Annotated in this window: 16 protein-coding genes and 1 pseudogene; 11 read left to right on the forward strand and 6 right to left on the reverse strand. The window is 41.2% G+C overall.

Features of this window, described 5'->3' with window-relative positions:
• Positions 1-38 precede the first annotated feature (38 nt).
• From HMPREF2634_RS04315 to fni, 6 genes are all read left to right on the forward strand, one after another.
• A complete protein-coding gene (locus HMPREF2634_RS04315; protein WP_059221261.1) occupies positions 39-779 on the forward strand; it encodes a CppA N-terminal domain-containing protein in 741 nt (246 codons plus the stop codon).
• Positions 776-1,711 carry a serine hydrolase domain-containing protein gene (locus HMPREF2634_RS04320; protein ID WP_070836350.1) on the forward strand — a complete coding sequence of 312 codons (936 nt, stop codon included), beginning with the start codon at positions 776-778 and terminating at the stop codon, positions 1,709-1,711. Before HMPREF2634_RS04315 ends, HMPREF2634_RS04320 begins: the two co-directional genes overlap by 4 nt.
• Positions 1,712-1,876: 165 nt before the next feature.
• Positions 1,877-2,755 carry a mevalonate kinase gene (mvk, locus tag HMPREF2634_RS04325; RefSeq protein ID WP_003027089.1) on the forward strand — a complete coding sequence of 293 codons (879 nt, stop codon included), beginning with the start codon at positions 1,877-1,879 and terminating at the stop codon, positions 2,753-2,755.
• Complete coding sequence (gene mvaD, locus HMPREF2634_RS04330) at positions 2,737-3,681, forward strand: diphosphomevalonate decarboxylase (RefSeq protein WP_003027084.1); 945 nt, start codon at positions 2,737-2,739, stop codon at positions 3,679-3,681. Before mvk ends, mvaD begins: the two co-directional genes overlap by 19 nt.
• The gene (locus HMPREF2634_RS04335) at positions 3,674-4,678 is read left to right on the forward strand and encodes a phosphomevalonate kinase (RefSeq protein ID WP_021001216.1); all 1,005 of its coding nucleotides are present in this window, start codon (positions 3,674-3,676) and stop codon (positions 4,676-4,678) included. Before mvaD ends, HMPREF2634_RS04335 begins: the two co-directional genes overlap by 8 nt.
• Positions 4,671-5,687 (forward strand): type 2 isopentenyl-diphosphate Delta-isomerase, encoded by a 1,017-nt coding sequence (fni, locus tag HMPREF2634_RS04340; protein ID WP_003027078.1) that lies wholly within the window; start codon positions 4,671-4,673, stop codon positions 5,685-5,687. The genes HMPREF2634_RS04335 and fni overlap by 8 nt, the downstream gene beginning before the upstream one ends.
• Positions 5,688-5,715: 28 nt before the next feature.
• Here fni and HMPREF2634_RS04345 read toward each other — a convergent pair whose 3' ends face one another.
• From HMPREF2634_RS04345 to pflB, 5 genes are all read right to left on the reverse strand, one after another.
• Complete coding sequence (locus tag HMPREF2634_RS04345; protein WP_003027073.1) at positions 5,716-6,996, reverse strand: hydroxymethylglutaryl-CoA reductase, degradative; 1,281 nt, start codon at positions 6,994-6,996, stop codon at positions 5,716-5,718.
• Between the two features lies 1 nt (position 6,997).
• Positions 6,998-8,170 (reverse strand): hydroxymethylglutaryl-CoA synthase, encoded by a 1,173-nt coding sequence (locus HMPREF2634_RS04350; protein ID WP_003027070.1) that lies wholly within the window; start codon positions 8,168-8,170, stop codon positions 6,998-7,000.
• Between the two features lie 133 nt (positions 8,171-8,303).
• On the reverse strand, positions 8,304-8,753 hold the full coding sequence (locus HMPREF2634_RS04355) for a threonine/serine exporter family protein (protein ID WP_003027068.1): 450 nt from the start codon (positions 8,751-8,753) through the stop codon (positions 8,304-8,306).
• A 3-nt stretch (positions 8,754-8,756) separates the two neighbouring features.
• Entirely contained in the window at positions 8,757-9,533 is a 777-nt protein-coding gene (locus tag HMPREF2634_RS04360; protein ID WP_003027066.1) for a threonine/serine exporter family protein, read from the reverse strand.
• 100 nt (positions 9,534-9,633) lie between these two features.
• Positions 9,634-11,949, reverse strand: coding sequence for a formate C-acetyltransferase (pflB, locus tag HMPREF2634_RS04365; RefSeq protein ID WP_003027063.1), 2,316 nt, complete (start codon positions 11,947-11,949; stop codon positions 9,634-9,636).
• 249 nt (positions 11,950-12,198) lie between these two features.
• On the opposite strand from pflB, the gene dinB reads away from it, so the two are divergent.
• Positions 12,199-13,266 (forward strand): DNA polymerase IV, encoded by a 1,068-nt coding sequence (gene dinB / locus HMPREF2634_RS04370; protein ID WP_021001217.1) that lies wholly within the window; start codon positions 12,199-12,201, stop codon positions 13,264-13,266.
• Positions 13,267-13,531: 265 nt separating this feature from the next.
• Here dinB and HMPREF2634_RS04375 read toward each other — a convergent pair.
• Positions 13,532-14,636, reverse strand: a pseudogene (locus HMPREF2634_RS04375) (IS110 family transposase).
• A 331-nt stretch (positions 14,637-14,967) separates the two neighbouring features.
• On the opposite strand from HMPREF2634_RS04375, the gene HMPREF2634_RS04380 reads away from it, so the two are divergent.
• The 4 genes from HMPREF2634_RS04380 to gltX all read left to right on the forward strand — a co-directional run bounded on the left by HMPREF2634_RS04380 (position 14,968) and on the right by gltX (position 19,579).
• Entirely contained in the window at positions 14,968-15,999 is a 1,032-nt protein-coding gene (locus tag HMPREF2634_RS04380; RefSeq protein WP_021001218.1) for a S66 family peptidase, read from the forward strand.
• A 93-nt stretch (positions 16,000-16,092) separates the two neighbouring features.
• Positions 16,093-16,536, forward strand: a complete 444-nt coding sequence (locus tag HMPREF2634_RS04385) for a dUTP diphosphatase (protein WP_021001219.1) — start codon at positions 16,093-16,095, stop codon at positions 16,534-16,536.
• The gene (gene radA / locus HMPREF2634_RS04390) at positions 16,496-17,914 is read left to right on the forward strand and encodes a DNA repair protein RadA (protein WP_142350297.1); all 1,419 of its coding nucleotides are present in this window, start codon (positions 16,496-16,498) and stop codon (positions 17,912-17,914) included. Before HMPREF2634_RS04385 ends, radA begins: the two co-directional genes overlap by 41 nt.
• Before the next feature lie 207 nt (positions 17,915-18,121).
• On the forward strand, positions 18,122-19,579 hold the full coding sequence (gene gltX / locus HMPREF2634_RS04395) for a glutamate--tRNA ligase (protein WP_021001221.1): 1,458 nt from the start codon (positions 18,122-18,124) through the stop codon (positions 19,577-19,579).
• Positions 19,580-19,775 lie beyond the last annotated feature (196 nt).

A 19,775-nucleotide genomic window follows, 5' to 3' on the forward strand; every position in this document is an offset into this window, starting at 1 on the left:
ACAAAAATTATTTAAAATAGAAAGGCTTGGAGGAATTTATGTGTTCAACAAATAAAATTGTAAATACGATACCAGTATTAAAAATCAATAATCGAAAAAACAATCTTGCATTTTATTGTCAAACTTTAGGAATGAAAAATTTGCTAGAGGAAGGAGCTTTTGTCAGCCTTGGAGATCAGACAAAAGTTGAAAAATTGCAGCTAGAGGAGTCGCCCAGTATGCGCACTCGCAAAGTTGTTGGGACTAAGAAATTAGCGAAAATTGTTATTAAAGTAGCCGATTCACGAGAAATTGAAGCACTTTTAGCGCGTGGCAGCAAAGTTGATTATCTTTACCAAGGTGATAATGGCTATGCTTTTGAAGCAACTTCGCCGGAAGGAGATACGTTTTTACTGCATAGCGAGGAAGATTGGACAACCTTGCAGAGAGTGATGATTGCACCAGCATTTACGCCGCTAGAGGATTTTGTTGGGCTCAGTCAATTTACTATAGAGCAGATTCATATCAATGCTCCAGATAAGGAAAAAGCAGTCACTTTTTATCAGGAATGGCTAGGAAATCAGTCTATTCTAACATTCTCACCAGCAAGCGGACCAGATTTGCTGACGGAGAGTACTCAAACTTGGGATTTGGCAATGATTAAATTTATAGTTGAGCAATTTGATGTGGAAGCATTGCGTGATTTATTTCAAGGAAGAGAAAATTTTATACCTAAATCGGGCAAATTTTTCCTGACCAAAGATGAGAGCCAAATTGAAGTTTGGATTGAAGCAGTATGAGTTCAAGCAAGATTCTCTCAAAAGTCGAAGAACAGATAGCACAGCAAATCTATCCTGGAGCTAGCTTAGCTTTGTATACTCGTGGAGAGTGGAAAGAATATTATCTTGGTGAGAGCAATCCTGAGCGAGGCGAGAAGACTCAAGCAGGACTGGTCTATGACTTAGCGAGCGTCAGTAAGGTTGTGGGTGTCGGAACGATTTTGGCTGTTCTATTCCATGAGGAAAAACTAGATTTAGATGCACCGCTAACACAATATTATCCCGCTTTTCATGACAATTCTGTCACGGTAGGTCAGCTGGCTACTCACACATCAGGGCTAGATCCCTTTATCCCCAATCGAGATGCACTCAATGCGGTCGAATTGAAAGAGGCGCTAAATCATTTGAAAGTGCTTGATAACAAGCATTTTCGTTATACTGATGTAAATTTTTTATTGCTGGGTTTTATGGTAGAAGAAATTTTTCATTCTTCTTTGAGTGACATTTTTGAGCGGAAAATTTTTCAGCCTTGGGGTATGAAAGAAACAGCGTTTGGACCTGTTGCGCAAGCGGTGCCAACGGTTCGCGGTGTAAAGGCGGGAGTTGTACATGACCCCAAAGCGCATGTGTTGGGCAGACATGCTGGTAGTGCAGGCTTGTTTTCGACAGTTCGGGATTTGGAGCTCTTTTTGGAGCATTATTTACAGGATAACTTTGCAGCAACTTTGACAAAAAATTTCTCAAAGGAGATTGGAAAAACACGCAGTCTTGCTTGGGATTTAGACAAAGAGTGGTTGCAGCACACAGGCTATACTGGAACGTTTATTATGTTTAATCGTTTACAGCAGAAAGCGGTCATCTTCCTTTCCAACCGAACGTATGAGAAAGACGAACGTGCGCAGTGGATTTTAGACCGCAATGAGCTCATGGATTTGATTAAACAAAATCTGTAAAATGAAGACAGTTAGGATAAGAGCTGGATTTCCTGCTCTTTTTCGCTGTTTTAAAAGTTGAAATAAATTAGTTTGGAATATAAAAGGAATTGACTACTAACGATCGCTTTTTTCTATGAATTATATTAAAATAATAGATGAAGTATTGTGATGTAGAGAGAGACTATGACAAAAAAAGTAGGTGTTGGTCGGGCACATAGTAAGATTATTTTGATAGGGGAGCATGCCGTTGTCTATGGCTACCCTGCTTTGGCTCTACCTTTAACTAATATTGAAGTGACTGGTCGCATTTTGCCATCAGATCATGCGTGGATTTTGTATGAGGAAGATACCCTTTCTATGGCGGTTTTTGCTTCTTTGGAATTTCTAGGGGTGCAAGAGGCTTATATTCGCTGTGAGATTGAGTCCATGGTGCCTGAAAAACGCGGAATGGGTTCTTCTGCGGCAGTGAGTATTGCTGCGATTCGAGCTGTTTTTGATTATTATGAACAGGACTTGGATAGGGAAACTCTGGAGATTTTAGCCAATCGGGCAGAGATGATTGCCCACATGAATCCGAGTGGTTTAGATGCTAAGACTTGCTTGAGCGATCGTGCTATTAAATTCATCAAAAATGTTGGTTTTTCAGAATTTGAGACGAATCTCGGAGCCTATCTTGTGATTGCAGACACAGGGATTTATGGGCATACACGGGAAGCTATCCAAGAAGTTGAGCAACTCGGAATGACCGCTTTGCCACATCTTCATCAGCTTGGAAAATTAACCAATGAAGTTGAAGAAGCTTTGAAAGTAAAAGATTTAGAGAGAATCGGGATAGCCATGTCAGAAGCTCATCTCAGCTTAAAAAATCTAGGCGTGAGTTGCCCTGAAGCCGATCGACTTGTTGCCACAGCGCAAGAAAATGGAGCGCTTGGTGCGAAAATGAGTGGTGGTGGTCTAGGTGGCTGCATTATCGCTCTAGTGGCGAGCAAAGAAAAGGCTGTCAGTTTGGCTGATTTATTGAGGGAGAAAGGAGCGGTAAACACATGGATCGAAAGTCTGTAAAGGTGCGGTCTTATGCCAATATTGCCATTATCAAATATTGGGGTAAGAAAGATACTGTCAAGATAATTCCTGCAACGAGCAGTATTTCTTTGACCTTGGAAAATATGTACACAGAAACAACTCTGTCTAGCTTACCAGTGAGTGCCCAGTCAGATGAATTTTACATCAATGGTGTTCTGCAAGATCAAGCTGAACATAAAAAAATGAGCAATATTGTAGATCGTTTTCGTCCTCAAGGAGCTGGTTTTGTACGAATTGATACAAAAAATAATATGCCGACAGCAGCGGGGCTTTCATCTAGTTCAAGCGGTTTGTCTGCGCTTGTTAAGGCTTGTAATGACTTTTTTGAATTGCACTTGTCCACAAAAGAGCAAGTACAAAAAGCAAAATTAGCTTCTGGGTCTTCCTCACGGAGTTTTTATGGACCGATTGCAGCTTGGGACAAGGATAGCGGAGAGATTTATCCAGTAAAGACAGATTTGAAATTAGCGATGATAATGCTGGTTTTGTATGATCAGAAAAAGCCGATTTCAAGTCGTGAGGGAATGAAACGCTGTGCAGAAACCTCCACGATATTTAGTGATTGGGTGAGACAGTCCGAAGAAGATTATAAAGCCATGTTGACTTATTTGTCTAACAATGATTTTGCTAAGGTGGGAGAATTAACAGAAAAAAATGCGCTTGCCATGCATGCTACCACTCAGACAGCAACGCCAGCGTTTTCTTACCTGACCGAAAAAAGCTATGAAGCAATGGACTTCATCAAACAATTACGCAGTCAAGGAGAGCGTTGTTATTTCACCATGGATGCAGGACCAAATGTAAAAGTGCTGTGTTTGGAAGAAGATTTGGAGCATTTGGTGCCGATATTTGCAGCAAAATACCGCCTCATTGTCTCTAAAACGAAGGAATTGCCAGATGACTAAAACAGTAAGAACATGTGGGAAATTGTATTTGGCAGGGGAATACTCTGTATTGACAGCGGGACAAGGCGCGATTCTGAAAAATATTCCGATTTATATGACGGGAAAAATTCATTTTGCTGAACGTTATCAGTTGTTTTCAGATATGTTTGACCATACTGTGGATTTGACACCTGATGATGAGTACAGTCTCATTCAGGATACAGTTGCTGTTATGAATGAGTTTTTACAAAGTCGATCCATTTCACTACGTCCCTTTTTCTTAACCATTACTGGAAAAATGGAGCAAGATGGAAAAAAATTTGGTCTTGGCTCTAGTGGGAGTGTCGTAGTTTTAACCATACGAGCAATAACGGCCTTGTATGGTCTGGCGTTATCTGCTGAGGAAACCTTTAAGCTGGCAGCCTATGTCCTTCTTAAACGTGGGGACAATGGCTCAATGGGAGATGTGGCTTGTATCGCTTATGAAGATTTGATTTATTACCAATCTTTTGACCGCAAAAGAATAGCGGAGCAGATCAATGAGTCGCCCTTAAAAAGTATATTAGCTCAGGATTGGGGAACTGTCATTCGGAGAATCCAACCACAACTTACATTTGATTTTTTTGTAGGCTGGACAAAAGAACCAGCTATTTCTAGAGATCTTATCAATCAGGTCAAATCAGCAATTTCATCCAGTTTTCTAACACAAACACAAGAAGAAGTTCTTCGACTGGAGAAGGCGCTGCTTGCTGGTGAGAAAGAAATTATGAAAGAAAGCCTAGAAAAGGTTAGCCACCTATTGGCGGAACTTAGCCCCGCTATTTACAATGAAAAACTGAGAGCTTTAAAAAGAGCCAGTCAAGGATTGGACTGTGTGGCAAAGAGTAGCGGTGCTGGCGGTGGTGACTGCGGCATAGCATTGTCATTTAGCGAGACAGATAGTCAAATTTTAGTGGAACGTTGGCGGGGGGCAGGAATTGACCTTTTATATAAGGAAAGGTGGGGAATGGATGAATAAAAATCGCAAAGACGAACACATAAGATATGCGCTTGAGTACGATTCGCCTTATAATAGTTTTGATGACATGGAGCTTATTCATTGCTCGCTTCCTAAGTATGATTTGGACGAGATTGATTTGACGACGCAGTTTGCAGGCAGAGATTGGGAATTTCCGTTTTACATCAATGCTATGACAGGTGGAAGTGAGAAAGGGAAGGGCATCAATCAGCGCTTGGCACAAGTTGCAGAAGCTTGCGGTATTCTTTTTGTCACAGGCTCTTACAGTGCTGCCTTGAATAATCCAACAGATGACTCATATACTGTCAAGCAAGATAGGCCAAACCTGCTCCTTGCAACGAATATTGGACTGGATAAGCCGTATTCCTCAGGGCAGCAGGCAATCACAGACCTTCATCCTCTTTTTTTGCAAGTGCATGTCAATCTCATGCAAGAATTGCTCATGCCAGAAGGAGAACGCTCTTTTAAAACTTGGCGAGCACATTTAAAAGATTATGCTGAGCAAAGCACAGTCCCGGTAGTGTTGAAAGAGGTTGGCTTTGGTATGGATTTGGCAACGATCGAAACTGCTTATGACCTCGGTATTCGAACGGTTGATCTTTCTGGTCGTGGCGGAACGAGCTTCGCCTATATTGAAAACAGGCGCGGTGGCAATCGAGACTATCTCAATGATTGGGGGCAATCGACACTCCAAGCCTTACTAAATGCTCAGCCGATGATGGATAAAATGGATATTTTGGTGAGTGGTGGCGTACGGCAGCCGCTTGATATGGTGAAGGCTTTTGTGTTAGGAGCTAAGGCTGTAGGACTTTCACGCACCATGTTAGAATTGATTGAAACGCATTCGGTGGATGAAGTCATCACGATTGTAAACAGTTGGAAAGAAGATTTGTGCTTGATTATGTGTGCACTTGGTTGCCAAAATTTGAGAGAGCTAAGACAAGTGCCTTATCTTTTGTATAGACGTTTGCGAGAAGCACAAGGTCAACTAAATAACGAAATCCGATGAGTTTTTTCACTTATCGGATTCTTTTTTTCTATGATTTTTGACGAATGTTTTCTAAAATTTCTTGTGCTCTTTTGAGACTAAAATGTTTCTCAGAAATGAGCTGAGAAACCAGAGGAGCGATTTCTGTATCCTTAGCTCCTGCTAAAAGAGCTAGAGATTTGGCTTGTAGCTTCATGTGACCGTGCTGAATACCGGTGCTGACCAGCGCTTTTAGAGCTGCAAAATTTTGCGCTAAGCCGATAGACGCAATAATACTGGCTAACTCTTTGGCGGTTGGTTGTTTTAGCAAATCGAAGCTAACTTCCACCGTAGGGTTGAGCCCAATGGAGCCCCCTTTTGTAGCAATGGGAAGAGGAAGAGTAATCTCTCCGCAGAGCGTTTGAGTGGCTTCCTTGATTGACCAAGTAGTTAATCCTTGATAGGAACCATTTCTACTAGCGTAGGCATGCGCGCCTGCTTCAATCGCTCGCCAATCATTTCCTGTTGCTAATACGACAGCGTCAATTCCGTTGAAAATGCCTTTATTGTGGGTGCTGGCACGATATGGGTCTTGCTTGGCAAATTGGCTTGCTAGCACGATTTTTTTAGCAATGTCAATGGCTTCTGATTTATTTCGACTGAGAAAACGAATATCAATTTCACAGGTGGCAGTTACCAAGGCTTCTGTTGCATAATTTGATAGAATTGCCATCAGGCTTTCACCGTCAGTCAACTCTTCTAATGGTGTTTTCAACGCTTCTAGCATGGTATTGAGAATATTGGCGCCCATAGCTTCTTGGGTGTCAACTGTTAGATAAACGACTAAAAATTCAGCTTCGTCATTTAGCCATTCTACACGTAAATCACGCGCACCACCTCCGCGGTTGACAATTGATGGGTGTGCTTGATTGGCCAGCTCTAGCAATTTTTGCTTGTGGTTTTGGATATTTTTTATAGCTACTTCGATATTTGCTACTTGATAGAGAGCAACTTGTCCAATCATTTGGCGATTGTGAATAGTCGTTTTGAAGCCCCCAGAGCGCTTAATAATTTTTGCTGCAAAGCTGGCAGCCGCAACGACAGAGGGCTCTTCTGTTACGAAAGGTACCTGATAAACTTGCTCGTCTACCACAACATCAGGAACGAAAGAGTAGGGCAGAGCAAATGTCGCCAAAACATTTTCGCTCATTTGGTTAGCTGTTGATAGAGGGAGCATGTGATTATGCTCAAGGTTTGTTTGATTATCCTCGTTTAGTAAGTGATAGTCTTTTAAAATTTGCAAACGTTCTTGAAGCGATTTTTTTGAAAAGCCCGTCCAACTTATCTTCATATTATTTTTCCACCTTGATGTATGTACGTTGGTGTTCTACGATTTTTGCTAAGGCAAAGTCTTGATTTTCATAGCCTGTGAAGCTAGCAGAGCCATTTTCATCTAGTTTTGCTTCTTCAAAAAATACCTTCTCATAATCTGGAATGCTCAGAGTCGTTCGGCTGTCAAGTTTTTCCATACGATTGGTTTCAAGCTGTTGCTCAAAGCCTGCTACGAGCTGCCCACTAAAGATTTCTGATACAGCTCCACTTCCGTAGCTAAAGAGCGCAATGCGGTCACCTGCTTTGAGTGTCGTACTATTTTCAAGTAGGGAAAGGAGACCTAAAAAGAGGGAGCCCGTGTAGATATTCCCTACCTTTTGGCTGTAAAGAATGGATTGCTCAAAATTCGCTTGTAGTTGCTCTTGCTGCTCAATTGGCAAACTCTTATCCATAATCTTTTTCATACCCTTTAAAGCTAATTTAGGATAAGGCAAATGGAAGCAAACTGCTGCAAAATCTTTTAAGGACACTTGATTGTGCTTTTGGTACTCTGCCCAAGTTGTTTTTAGACTATCTAAATACTGTTGCGTAGAATACATGCCATTGACAAACGGCGTTGTCGAATAGTTTGGTCGCCAAAAGTCCATGATGTCTCGTGTTTGAGCGACATTGTCCTCATTGAAGGCTAGAATTCGTGGATGACTAGTGATGAGCATAGCTATCGAACCGGCGCCTTGTGTTGGCTCGCCCGGTGTTCCAATCCCGTATTTGGCAATGTCACTAGCGATGACCAAGACCTTTGAGTCTGGATGTTTTTCAACGTGTAGTTTTGCATAATCCAGTGCGGCAGTAGCACTATAGCATGCTTCTTTCATTTCAAAACTACGCGCAAATGGCTGAATTCCAAGCAAACCATGAATAAAAACAGCAGAAGCCTTGCTTTGGTCAATTCCAGATTCACTGGCCACAATCACCATGTCAATAGCCTGTTTATCTTCGTTGGTCAAAATAGATGCTGCTGCACTCGCCCCCATGGTTACAATATCTTCTGTGACTGGGGCGACACTGATTTCTTTTAGTAAAAGTCCCTTGCTTAGTTTTTCCGGGTCAATGTTACGCGCTTCTGCCAAATTTTCTAATTTTAATACGTAATTGGCTGTCGCAAAGCCAATTTTATCAATTCCAATGTTCATCATTACCTCTATATATTTTTCGGTTTGATATCAAACTTATTCTATTCCATTTTATCATAATTCAAGTGGAAACTGAGAAAAAAGCCATCTTAAGATAAGAAGGGCTTTAGACAGTTTAGTTGTTCTTGTTGAATTACGAAGAACGGTGTTTTTGCAGATAATGGTAGAGTCTGAGCACCACCGTGCCACTTGCCATTCCAATTGAAATGACCAAGGCTAAAATCACTACCAAGGTAGCATTAACCATAGCATGACTATAATCTCCAGTGACAAAAAAGGCGGTTGTACGATAGGAAAGGTAGCCCGGAACCAGAGGAGCCAAAATAGCCAAGATAAAGACGACCGCAGGCGTTTTGTAGAGAATGCTCAACACTTGACTAATGCAAGATCCGATAATAGCTGCGATAAACGTAGCAATAATCACATTTGTTGGACCTTTTAATACATAATACAAAAGCCAGATGAACATTCCAAGGATTCCTCCTGGAATGAGCATGCTTTTTTGAACATTTAAAACGATTAAGAACATTACAATTGCAAGAAAACTTGCTGCAGCTTGTAGTAAGACAGTCAATGGATTCACCTTTTATTTCATTAAGACGAGAGCTACGGAAGTGCCAGCTCCGAGTGCCAAAGTGATCAACAGCGTTTCAAAGATTTTGCTCATTCCGGAGTTGAGATGATTGGTCATCAAATCACGCACGGCATTGGTCAGAGCAATACCGGGAACAAAAGGCATGACAGCACCAGCGATGATTAAGTCCGCACTGGAAGGAAAGCCAGAATAGCGCGCCCAGATCTGTGCCAGCAGACCAAAAATAAAAGCTCCGGCAAAAGCTGTGACAAAAGGAATGCGCACGTATTTATTGACCGAAAGAGAAAAGGCAAAGCCAAAGAAGGTCGCAAGAGCAGCTCCGAGTGCATCATAGAGATTGCCACCAAACATGATAGAGAAAAAAGGGGCACTAATAGTAGCAGCTAGCGTTAGCTGTTTATTTGTATAAGGCGCTTTTTTCTTTTTTAGCTGGGCTAATTTCTCAAACGCTTCTTCAAGAGTGATATCTCCACTAACCAGTTCACGTGATACTTGATTGACATCACATACTTTTTCAATATTATAATTTGAGTGAGTAATCCGTTTCATACGCGAAATATTGGTGTTTTCAATTGAAAAGAAAATGGCAACTGGCATTGCGAGTGCATTACAATCCATAATTCCTTGAGAATGAGCAATCCGAATCATGGTATCTTCAACCCGATAAATTTCAGAACCACTTTGAAGCAGAAGCGTACCTGCTAACATCAGGACATCAACAGTCAGATTAAATTTGTCTTCCCTTTCTACATCTCTTTTCTCCACCATCTGTACACCCTTTTCTTTTAACTAACAATATCTCTATTATAGCATAAAAAAGAAGAAAACCAGCTGGAATTTCCAACTGGTTTTTGAGAATAGAATTGAATTAGCTAAGGGCATCATCCATTGAAAGCACTTCGTGGAAGACACGTTGAGTCAATTCAGTTTTTTGTTCTTTAGTAAGGTATTTGGTATTGACACAGTAACCTGAGATACGAACGATAACATCTTCACCATTCATGATCTTATCATAGACATCTTTAAGATCCATAACGTTCAAGTTGACGTGTTGTCCTCCATTTTCAAAGTAACCGTCAAGAATTGTGACCAAGTTATCCACTTGTTCTTCACGAGTCTTACCAAGAGCACGAGGTGAAACTTGTGTAGTGAGAGAGATACCATCTGCTGCATAGCCAAAGTCAAGGCTGGCTAGTGAGTTAAGGTTTTGCAACCAACCACCACGAGCTTTGTTAGATGGGTTCGCACCTGGTGAGAAGAATTCCAATTTAGATAAGTTCACTGAACCATCTTCGTTGAGGTATACCCCTTTGTGGACCGGTGAGTTACCAGTTTGTTTAGAGTAGGCAACGTTAGAAGTGATTGTAAGAAGTGATACAGTTGCTTCAGCGTTCTTGTAGAGTTTGTGGCTGCGCAGACGAGTTGTGTAGGCTTCAATCAACCATTCGGCCAATTCGTTTGAGCGAGGATCGTCTTCACCCCAACGTGGGTATTCGCCAGTAGTTTCGTAGTCGTAGATATAACCATTTTCGTCACGGATTGGTTTGACTGTCGCATACTTAATAGCTGACAATGTATCAACTGTATTGGCAAATCCACAGATACCAAATCCCATATTAGCACGTTGATGGGTTGGCAAGAAGGCCATTTGAACAGCTTCGTAGTTGTACTTATCTGTCATGTAGTGAATGATATTCAATGCATCTACGTAAGTATCTGTCAACCAATCGAGCGATTTTTCAAAGTTTGCCTTAACAGTATCAAAGTCAAGGACTTCATCACGAATAGGTTCGATGTCAAATACTTTGTAATCTTTGTGAACATCATCGTAACCACCGTTAAGACCTGTAAGAAGAGCTTTTAACACGTTTACACGAGCACCGAAGTATTGGATATTATGGCGTTGTTCTTCATTTTCTGGGTCAAGTGGTGACACACAGCAAGAGATACAGCTCATTTCGCCATAGCCGTCTTTTGCCATTGTCGTTACACCTTCGTATTGGATAGAAGAGTGTTTGTGGCTCATGTGCATGCAGTAATGACGGAATGAGTAAGGAAGTTTGTCAGTCCAGAGAACTGTCAAGTTTGGCTCTGGTGAGTTACCGATATTGTCAAGTGTATTCAAGAAACGGTAGTCCATTTTTGTCACACGGTGACGACCATCATTTCCCATACCTGCCATAGATGTTGTGATGAAGGTTGGGTCACCTGAGTAGAGTTGATCGTATGCTTTTGTACGAGCAAATTTTACAGTACGAAGTTTCAAGACGAAATCATCAACAAATTCTTGGATTTCTGATTCTGTGAAAGTACCACGAGCAAGGTCGCGTTCTGCATAAATGTCAAGAACGATTGGCACACGTCCAAGAGAAGTAGCAGCACCATTTACGACACGGCAGACAGCCATGAAAGCGATATTCACCCATTGGATAGCTTCTTTTACATTCATTGCAGGTCTACGAACATCAAGTCCGTAAAGGTCACCCAGGCGGACAACTTCTTTCAATGATTGGTATTGAAGGTTGACTTCTTCGCGAAGACGAATAGTTTCTTCATCAATGTCTGTCAAAGCATTCCAATCTTCGACTTTTTCTGCCATCAAGTAATCTGCACCGTAAAGAGCAAGACGTGCGTAAACACCAATGATACGTCCACGTGAATAAGCATCTGGCAAACCTGTTACAGTGTGTGCGTGACGTGCACGACGGATATTTGTTGTGTAGGCACGGAAAATACCGTCATTTACAGTTGTTACGTATTTTGTGAAGATTTCATGCATCTTAGGATCTGGTTCATAGCCATGTTCCTTCAAAGCAGTTTCCGCCATACGGATACCACCTTTTGGCATGAAGTTCAATTTGAACAATTCATCATTTTGGATACCATAAATCAATTCATTATCTTTGTCAATATATCCAGCTGGAATATCAGCGATTGAAGTAGCACGTGTATCCATTGGGAAACGTGTTTCTTCATAATGTGCTTTTGTATCTTCGATAATTTTTTTAATGTGAAGAGAGCGTTCAGTTGGACCAGCTAAGAAACTTTCATCTCCGTCATAAGGAGTGTAGTTTGCCTGTACAAAACGAGATACGCTAGCTTTTTCGCGCCAATCTTCCCCTTTGAAGCCTTCCCAGGCTTTGTCAAAAATATCCTGTGCTTCGACAACAGTTTTAACAACCATGTTTTTTTCCTCTTGTATCTTTCTAGTAACACAAATCTGTTACATTTATAAAATAAGTATATCATATAGTAATCGTTTCCACAAATGGAATCTGGTCATAAAAGTACTTTCTTTTATAATACAGATTAAAAAATCAGCGTAAATTGTATTATATTTTTGAAAAAATCAGCATATTTTCAAATATTTTGGAAAAAATGATAAAAATTGTATAATGGAGAAAAGAAAAGAGTCAAGAAAGGAGCTGTATTGATGTTAATTTTTCCCTTAATCAATGATACGTCTCGGAAAATCATTCACATTGATATGGATGCCTTTTTTGCCTCCGTAGAAGAAAGAGACAATCCAGCACTAAAAGGCAAGTCGGTTATCATCGGAGCTGACCCTCGCTTGACAGGCGGACGAGGCGTTGTTTCGACTTGCAATTATGAGGCACGAACTTTTGGTGTTCACTCAGCTATGAGCTCCAAAGAAGCTTATGAGCGTTGTCCACAGGCGGTTTTCATTTCGGGAAATTATGAAAAATATCAGGCAGTCAGCCAGCAAATTCGAGCCATTTTTAAACGATATACAGATGTGATTGAGCCAATCAGTATTGATGAAGCCTATCTGGATGTGACCAAAAATAAGTTAGGTATGAAATCTGCTGTCAAGATAGCCAAGCTAATCCAGCACGAGATATGGACAGAGCTTCATTTGACCAGTTCAGCTGGTGTGTCCTACAATAAATTTTTGGCAAAAATGGCTAGTGACTATGAAAAGCCTCACGGCTTGACAGTTGTTTTGCCAGAAGAAGCAGAATCTTTTCTCTCTCAAATGGATGTGGCAAAGTTTTACGGTGTTGGAAAAAAGACGGTGGAAAAGCTGCATGATATGGGCGTTTATACAGGAGCAGATTTATTAGAAATTCCTGAGATGACCTTGATTGACTTGTTTGGTCGATTTGGATTTGACCTTTATCGCAAAGCAAGAGGAATCAGCAATTCACCAGTAAAAGTCAACCGTATTCGTAAGTCTATAGGCAAGGAAAGAACTTATGGGAAATTGCTCCATAACGAAGACGACATAAAAAAGGAGCTGACCCTTTTATCACAAAAGGTAGCTCGTAGCTTAAAAAAACATGGAAAGTCTGGTAGGACGATTGTTCTGAAGATTCGCTATGCGGATTTTTCAACATTGACAAAAAGGCAGAGCTTAGCGACAAGAACGCAAGATGCGGAGCAGATTGAGCGCATTGCACATGAGATTTATGATAGCTTGGACGAGCAGACAAAAGGTGTGCGTCTTTTAGGAGTGACAGTGACAGGATTTGGGATGTAAAAAAGTTTGGGATGGGGAGTTCCAAACTTTTTTGGCTCTATAATTTCTGTAGTGGGTAACACCACTGCAGAGATTATGGAGTTATTTTTCTACCATTTGTCAAGCAATTCAATGTTTTTCAGTCAAAGAATTGATGATTGATTTGATTTTAATAGTTTATCCTAGCTCTTTTCGGCTCTTTTGATTGGAAAAAGAGTACACAAAATCAATACCATACCTAGCGAAATTTTTTGTAAGGTGTTACAATAATAGAGCATAGACGGCTTTAATGATTTTGGGTTAAAGTGTAATCGTAAAGTTTGTTATGCGTAATGAGGTAATACATTGTCCTTATGAGGCGATGCATTGAGGCAATCGTATGAGGCTTAGTTGAAGTCGTCTGCGATTGTCTTTTTCGTTTCTCATAAAAGTCTGCTTGGTGATGTGTTCTTGAGCCAGAAAGTTTCCAGATTCGTAGTGCCTCAGATCAATTCCAATATGATTGGCAGACTGAAAACGGCGAATATCTCCTAATTCGCTTATGATAGAGGTGGCTGTTGTTTCAGCGATACCAGGAATGGAGAGAAGAATCTCGTATTCTGGTAGAGGTTTGGCCAGCTCTACCATTTTGTCTAAGATAGTCTGTCTGCGTTCGGTCAATCGTTGGAGTTCTCCTGCATAGTAACGAACCTCTTCGATTATTGGAGAGGTTTTCTTGGTAGCACAATAAGACTGTTTGGCTAGTTCAATGAGTTTCCCCACCAGATAAGCGACACGCTTGTCAGAGATGCGTTTGGCTGTAGACTGCCGAATGATGGCAGTCAGTTCCATCTCAGACATCTCCAGGGCGAAAGCTTTACTTGGGAATGCCCTCACCAGCTGCCAGTATTGTTCATCTGTTGGCGCTGATAAAATAGACTCTATTTCTGGGAAGGTCACTTGCAGTACTTTGTGAAGGCGGTTCTTAGTACGAACGGTATCCTCTGTCAGATTCTGATAGAAACGACTCAAATCCCGCAAATCTTGATAAACCTCCTCTTGAACATGGGTTGGCTTACGATTGAGCACAAATTGAGATTGTGCTAGTTTTTCAGCGTCAATCTTATCCGTTTTACGAACTCGCAGGCTATCCAATTGCTTCTTAGCTTCCAGAGGATTGAGCCGTGTATAAGCATAGTTATTCTCCTCCAGAAATGCCTGAAGGCGCCGTGAATAGACCCCAGTGCCTCAAAGATGATTTCAGGGAGTTGAATGGTTTTTAAATCGCTCAAGAGACGTGCAAATACAATGGTATCGTTGGGTATGGTGTAGTCATGAACTTTCTCCCCATTCACTAAAATCGCTACCTCTGAACTTGCCTTGCTCACATCAATTCCGAAAACAACCCTCATGATATTACCTCTTTGTCTTGAATGATTCCTTGTTTTAGTGATGTCATTTTCAATACACGACGTCAAGCGTCCCACATACTTTGATAACATTCTTCCTAAAACAGGTGTCTTGCCAGTTTTGTGTACGACATCTAGCGTCAAAAAGACCCTCGACTTAACAAGACACCTCTACTTTAACATAAAGAAAAAGCAGTGAGTACCATCTCCCGTCGGAGATTTCCTCACTCCTAATCTTAGTATGTTTTGTTTTGTGAATATTGGTCATTTAGCATTTTAGTTGATTGTATTTTGTGATATAATGATTCAAATTATCAGTAAGGGAGGAAATAGGATGATAAAGAACGTTGGAATCGTTAGTCTATCAAGCGGGATTATAGGAGAAAGTTTCGTTAGGCATGAGGTTGATCTAGGATTAAAGCGTTTAAAAGACTTGGGACTTGAAGTGACGTTTTTAGAGTATGCACAAAAGGGAATGGATTATCTGAAAGACCATCCTAAATCGAGAGCGCAAGATTTGATTCAAGCTTTTGAAGATCCTTCAATTGATATGATTTTATGTGCTATTGGTGGAGATGATACGTATCGATTGTTACCCTATTTGTTTGAAGATGAACAGTTAAAAAAGGTTGTGAATCAGAAAGTATTTTTAGGTTTTTCAGACACCACTATAAATCACCTCATGCTTCATAAGTTGGGAATGAAAACTTTTTATGGTCAGTCATTTCTTGCTGATGTTTGTGAGTTAGAGGAAGAAATGCTGCCTTATACGCTTTCATATTTTAAGGAACTGATTGGAACAGGGACTATCTCAGAAATTAGACCGAGCAATGTCTGGTATGATGAGAGGACGGATTTTAGTGAAAAAGCCTTAGGAACGAAACGGATTCGTCATGAAAATCAAGGTTTTGAATTGCTGAAAGGGAAGGCAACATTTGAAGGGGAAATTTTAGGAGGCTGTTTGGAGTCGCTCTATCAGATATTTGATGAAAGATATGAAGGTGCCATTGAACTGTGTGCTCAATACCAGCTCTTTCCTAGTCTTTCAGAGTGGGCAGGAAAAATTCTTTTGTTGGAAACCAGTGAGGAAAAACCAGAACCAATTTTATATCGAAAAATGCTAGAAGCCTTAAAGGCGACAGGGATTTTTTCTGTTTTAAATGGTGTACTTGTTGGAAAACCAATGGATGAAACTTATTATGGAGAATATAAACAAATCCTGCTTGATGTCATTGATACAGATATTCCTATTTTATATAACTTAAATGTTGGACATGCTACCCCAAGAGCAATTGTTCCTTTTGGAGTGAAAGCTGAGGTGGATGCCAACGAGCAAGTCATTCGATTTTTGAATGAACTGAAATAACTTCAAAAGTGCAGGTTGAAGAATGACCTGCATTTTGCGTGTTGTTTACGAATTTAGTATAATAGGGGAAGCAAATGTAGAAAAGAGAAAAATATGCGAATTCGTGGTTTTGAGCTTGTTTCAAGCTTTAAAAATAAAAATTTACTGCCAAAGCGTGAGACGGCTCATGCGGCTGGTTATGACTTAAAAGTGGCAGAGCGTACAGTGATTGCGCCAAAAGAGATTAAATTAGTGCCAACAGGTGTCAAGGCCTATATGCAGGTTGGTGAAGTGCTTTATCTTTATGATCGTTCATCTAATCCACGTAAAAAAGGATTAGTTTTGATTAACTCTGTGGGCGTTATTGACGGGGATTATTATGGCAATCCGGGAAATGAAGGTCATATCTTTGCGCAAATGCAGAACATTACAGAGCAAGAAGTAGTTTTAGAAGAGGAAGACCGTATCGTTCAAGCTGTCTTTGCGCCGTTTTTGCTTGCTGATAATGATGAAGCAGATGGTGTGCGGACAGGTGGTTTTGGAAGCACTGGGCATTAAGAAAGAGGAATCTATCATAGCCAAGAAAAAATCGACATTTGTTTGTCAAAATTGTGAATACCATTCGCCCAAGTATCTGGGGCGTTGTCCGAATTGTGGTGCTTGGTCGTCTTTTGTCGAAGAAGTAGAAGTTACAGAGGTTAAGAATGCGCGTGTTTCGCTGACGGGTGAAAAAAGTCGACCGATGAAGTTAGCGGAGGTGACTTCTATCAATGTCAACCGTACCAAGACAGATATGGATGAGTTTAACCGCGTCTTGGGTGGCGGCGTGGTGCCAGGAAGTTTAGTTCTAATCGGAGGAGATCCCGGTATTGGGAAATCGACACTTTTATTGCAGGTTTCAACCCAACTCTCTCACAAGGGAACGGTATTGTATGTCAGTGGGGAAGAGTCTGCTGAGCAGATTAAGTTGCGTGCGGAGCGATTAGGCGATATTGACAGTGAGTTTTATCTTTATGCCGAGACCAATATGCATCAGATTCGTGCTGAGATTGAAAAAATTAAGCCAGATTTCTTGATTATAGACTCCATTCAGACGATTCTATCGCCAGAAATTTCTAGTGTGCAAGGCTCGGTTTCGCAAGTACGAGAAGTGACAGCGGAGCTGATGCAGTTGGCAAAAACCAACAATATTGCCACCTTTATCGTGGGTCATATGACCAAGGAAGGTACCTTGGCTGGACCTAGAACCTTGGAACACATGGTGGATACGGTACTTTATTTTGAAGGTGAGCGACAGCATACTTTTCGTATTTTGCGGGCGGTCAAAAACCGCTTCGGCTCTACGAATGAAATCGGCATTTTTGAGATGCAGTCAGGTGGTCTGGTTGAAGTGCTCAATCCTAGCCAGCTTTTCTTAGAGGAGCGTTTAGATGGAGCAACAGGCTCTTCTATCGTGGTGACCATGGAGGGGACGCGTCCAATCCTTGCGGAAGTGCAGGCTTTGGTGACGCCGACCATGTTTGGCAATGCCAAGCGGACAACGACAGGATTGGACTTTAATCGCGCCAGTCTGATTATGGCTGTTTTGGAAAAGCGAGCAGGGCTATTATTGCAAAATCAGGATGCCTACCTAAAGTCAGCAGGCGGTGTCAAATTGGATGAGCCAGCCATTGACTTAGCTGTTGCTGTCGCAATTGCTTCTAGTTATAAAGACTTGCCAACGAATCCACAAGAATGTTTTATTGGAGAAATCGGTCTGACGGGGGAAATCCGCCGTGTTAATCGCATTGAGCAACGCATTAATGAAGCTGCTAAGCTAGGCTTCACCAAAGTTTACGCTCCTAAAAACTCTCTGAACGGATTGAACATTCCCGAAACTATTGAAGTTATTGGTGTAACAACGATTGGTGAAGTGTTGAAGAAGGTGTTTGGGTAAGTCAGTGTAACTGAGCGGTGAATTGATAGGTGAGACAGACGGTGGCTTCTACATTGCTAAGGAAATTCTGTAAATGATTGGAAGAATAATAAAGTTTCATCGTTTCTGTTATTTCTTTTCGACAACTATGTGGTATAATAGTAACGTTTGAAATAAAAACAGGTTTTTCCTGTTGAAAATATAAGATAAAAATTAGGAGACATACAATTGGCGAATCAAATTCGTGTGCGTTATGCACCAAGTCCAACGGGACTGTTACACATTGGGAATGCGCGGACTGCGCTCTTTAATTATCTTTACGCTCGTCACTACGGCGGAACTTTTATCATTCGGATTGAAGATACTGACCGTAAACGCCATGTGGAAGACGGGGAACGTTCGCAGTTGGAAAATCTGCGTTGGTTAGGAATTGATTGGGATGAGAGTCCAGAAACGCATGAAAAATATCGCCAGTCTGAACGTTTGGACATTTACCAAAGCTATATCAATGAGTTACTTGAAAAAGGCTTGGCTTATAAATCATATGTGACGGAGGAAGAGCTGGCAGCAGAGCGTGAGCGTCAGGAAGCTGCTGGAGAAACACCTCGTTACATCAATGAATATCTGGGAATGTCTGAAGATGAAAAAGCAGCTTATATCGCAGATCGTGAAGCAGCAGGCATTGTTCCAACAGTCCGTCTTGTGGTCAATGAATCTGGTATTTACAAGTGGAACGATCTTGTCAAAGGTGAGATTGAATTTGAAGGTGGCAACATCGGTGGTGACTGGGTTATCCAGAAAAAAGACGGTTATCCAACTTATAATTTTGCGGTTGTGGTGGATGACCATCTGATGAAAATTTCCCATGTCATTCGTGGAGATGACCACATTGCCAATACCCCTAAGCAGCTCATGGTGTACGAAGCGCTCGGTTGGGAAGCGCCACAATTTGGTCACATGACCTTGATTATTAATTCCGAAACGGGTAAGAAATTGTCCAAACGTGATACAAACACGCTTCAATTTATCGAAGATTACCGTAAGAAAGGCTACCTGCCTGAAGCCGTCTTCAACTTTATTGCCCTCCTTGGCTGGAATCCTGGCGGTGAAAATGAAATCTTCTCTCGTGAAGAATTGATCCAACTCTTTGATGAACATCGTCTCAGCAAGTCTCCGGCTGCTTTTGACCAAAAGAAATTAGACTGGATGAGCAATGAATACATTAAAAATGCGGATTTTGAAACCATTTTTGATATGGCGAAACCTTACTTGGAAGCGGCTGGTCGTTTGACTGACAAAGCTGAAAAATTAGTTGAACTTTACAAACCACAAATGAAGTCTGTAGATGAAATCGTACCGCTCACAGACCTTTTCTTTGAAGATTTCCCAGAGCTAACGGCAGAAGAAAAAGAGTTTATGGCAGGCGAAACGGTACCGACTGTTTTGAAAGCATTCAAAGAAAAATTGGAAGCTATGAGTGATGAAGACTTCAAGTCAGAAAATATCTTCCCACAAATCAAGGCGGTGCAAAAAGAAACGGGTATCAAAGGCAAAAACCTCTTTATGCCAATTCGTATCGCTGTTTCAGGCGAAATGCACGGTCCAGAATTACCAGACACCATTTACCTGCTTGGACGTGAAAAATCTATTGAGCACATCGAAAATATGTTGAAGAACATCCAATAAATTTAACGAAAGAAGCTGAGACAAAAGTGCCCAGCTTCCTTTGTTTTATATAGTTAGAATTATAAGACGCAGTGGTTGAGTGGACTCTAATACGTTGATAAATCAACTTTTACAGCCCTACTCAACCGTGCGGAGGTGGGACGATGAAATCAAGTTTCTACGAAACTACTGATTTCTGTCCCACTCTCTTTTGCTT

Source organism: Streptococcus sp. HMSC034B03 (genome assembly GCF_001838575.1).
In the GTDB taxonomy this organism is placed as follows: Bacteria; Bacillota; Bacilli; order Lactobacillales; family Streptococcaceae; genus Streptococcus; species Streptococcus anginosus.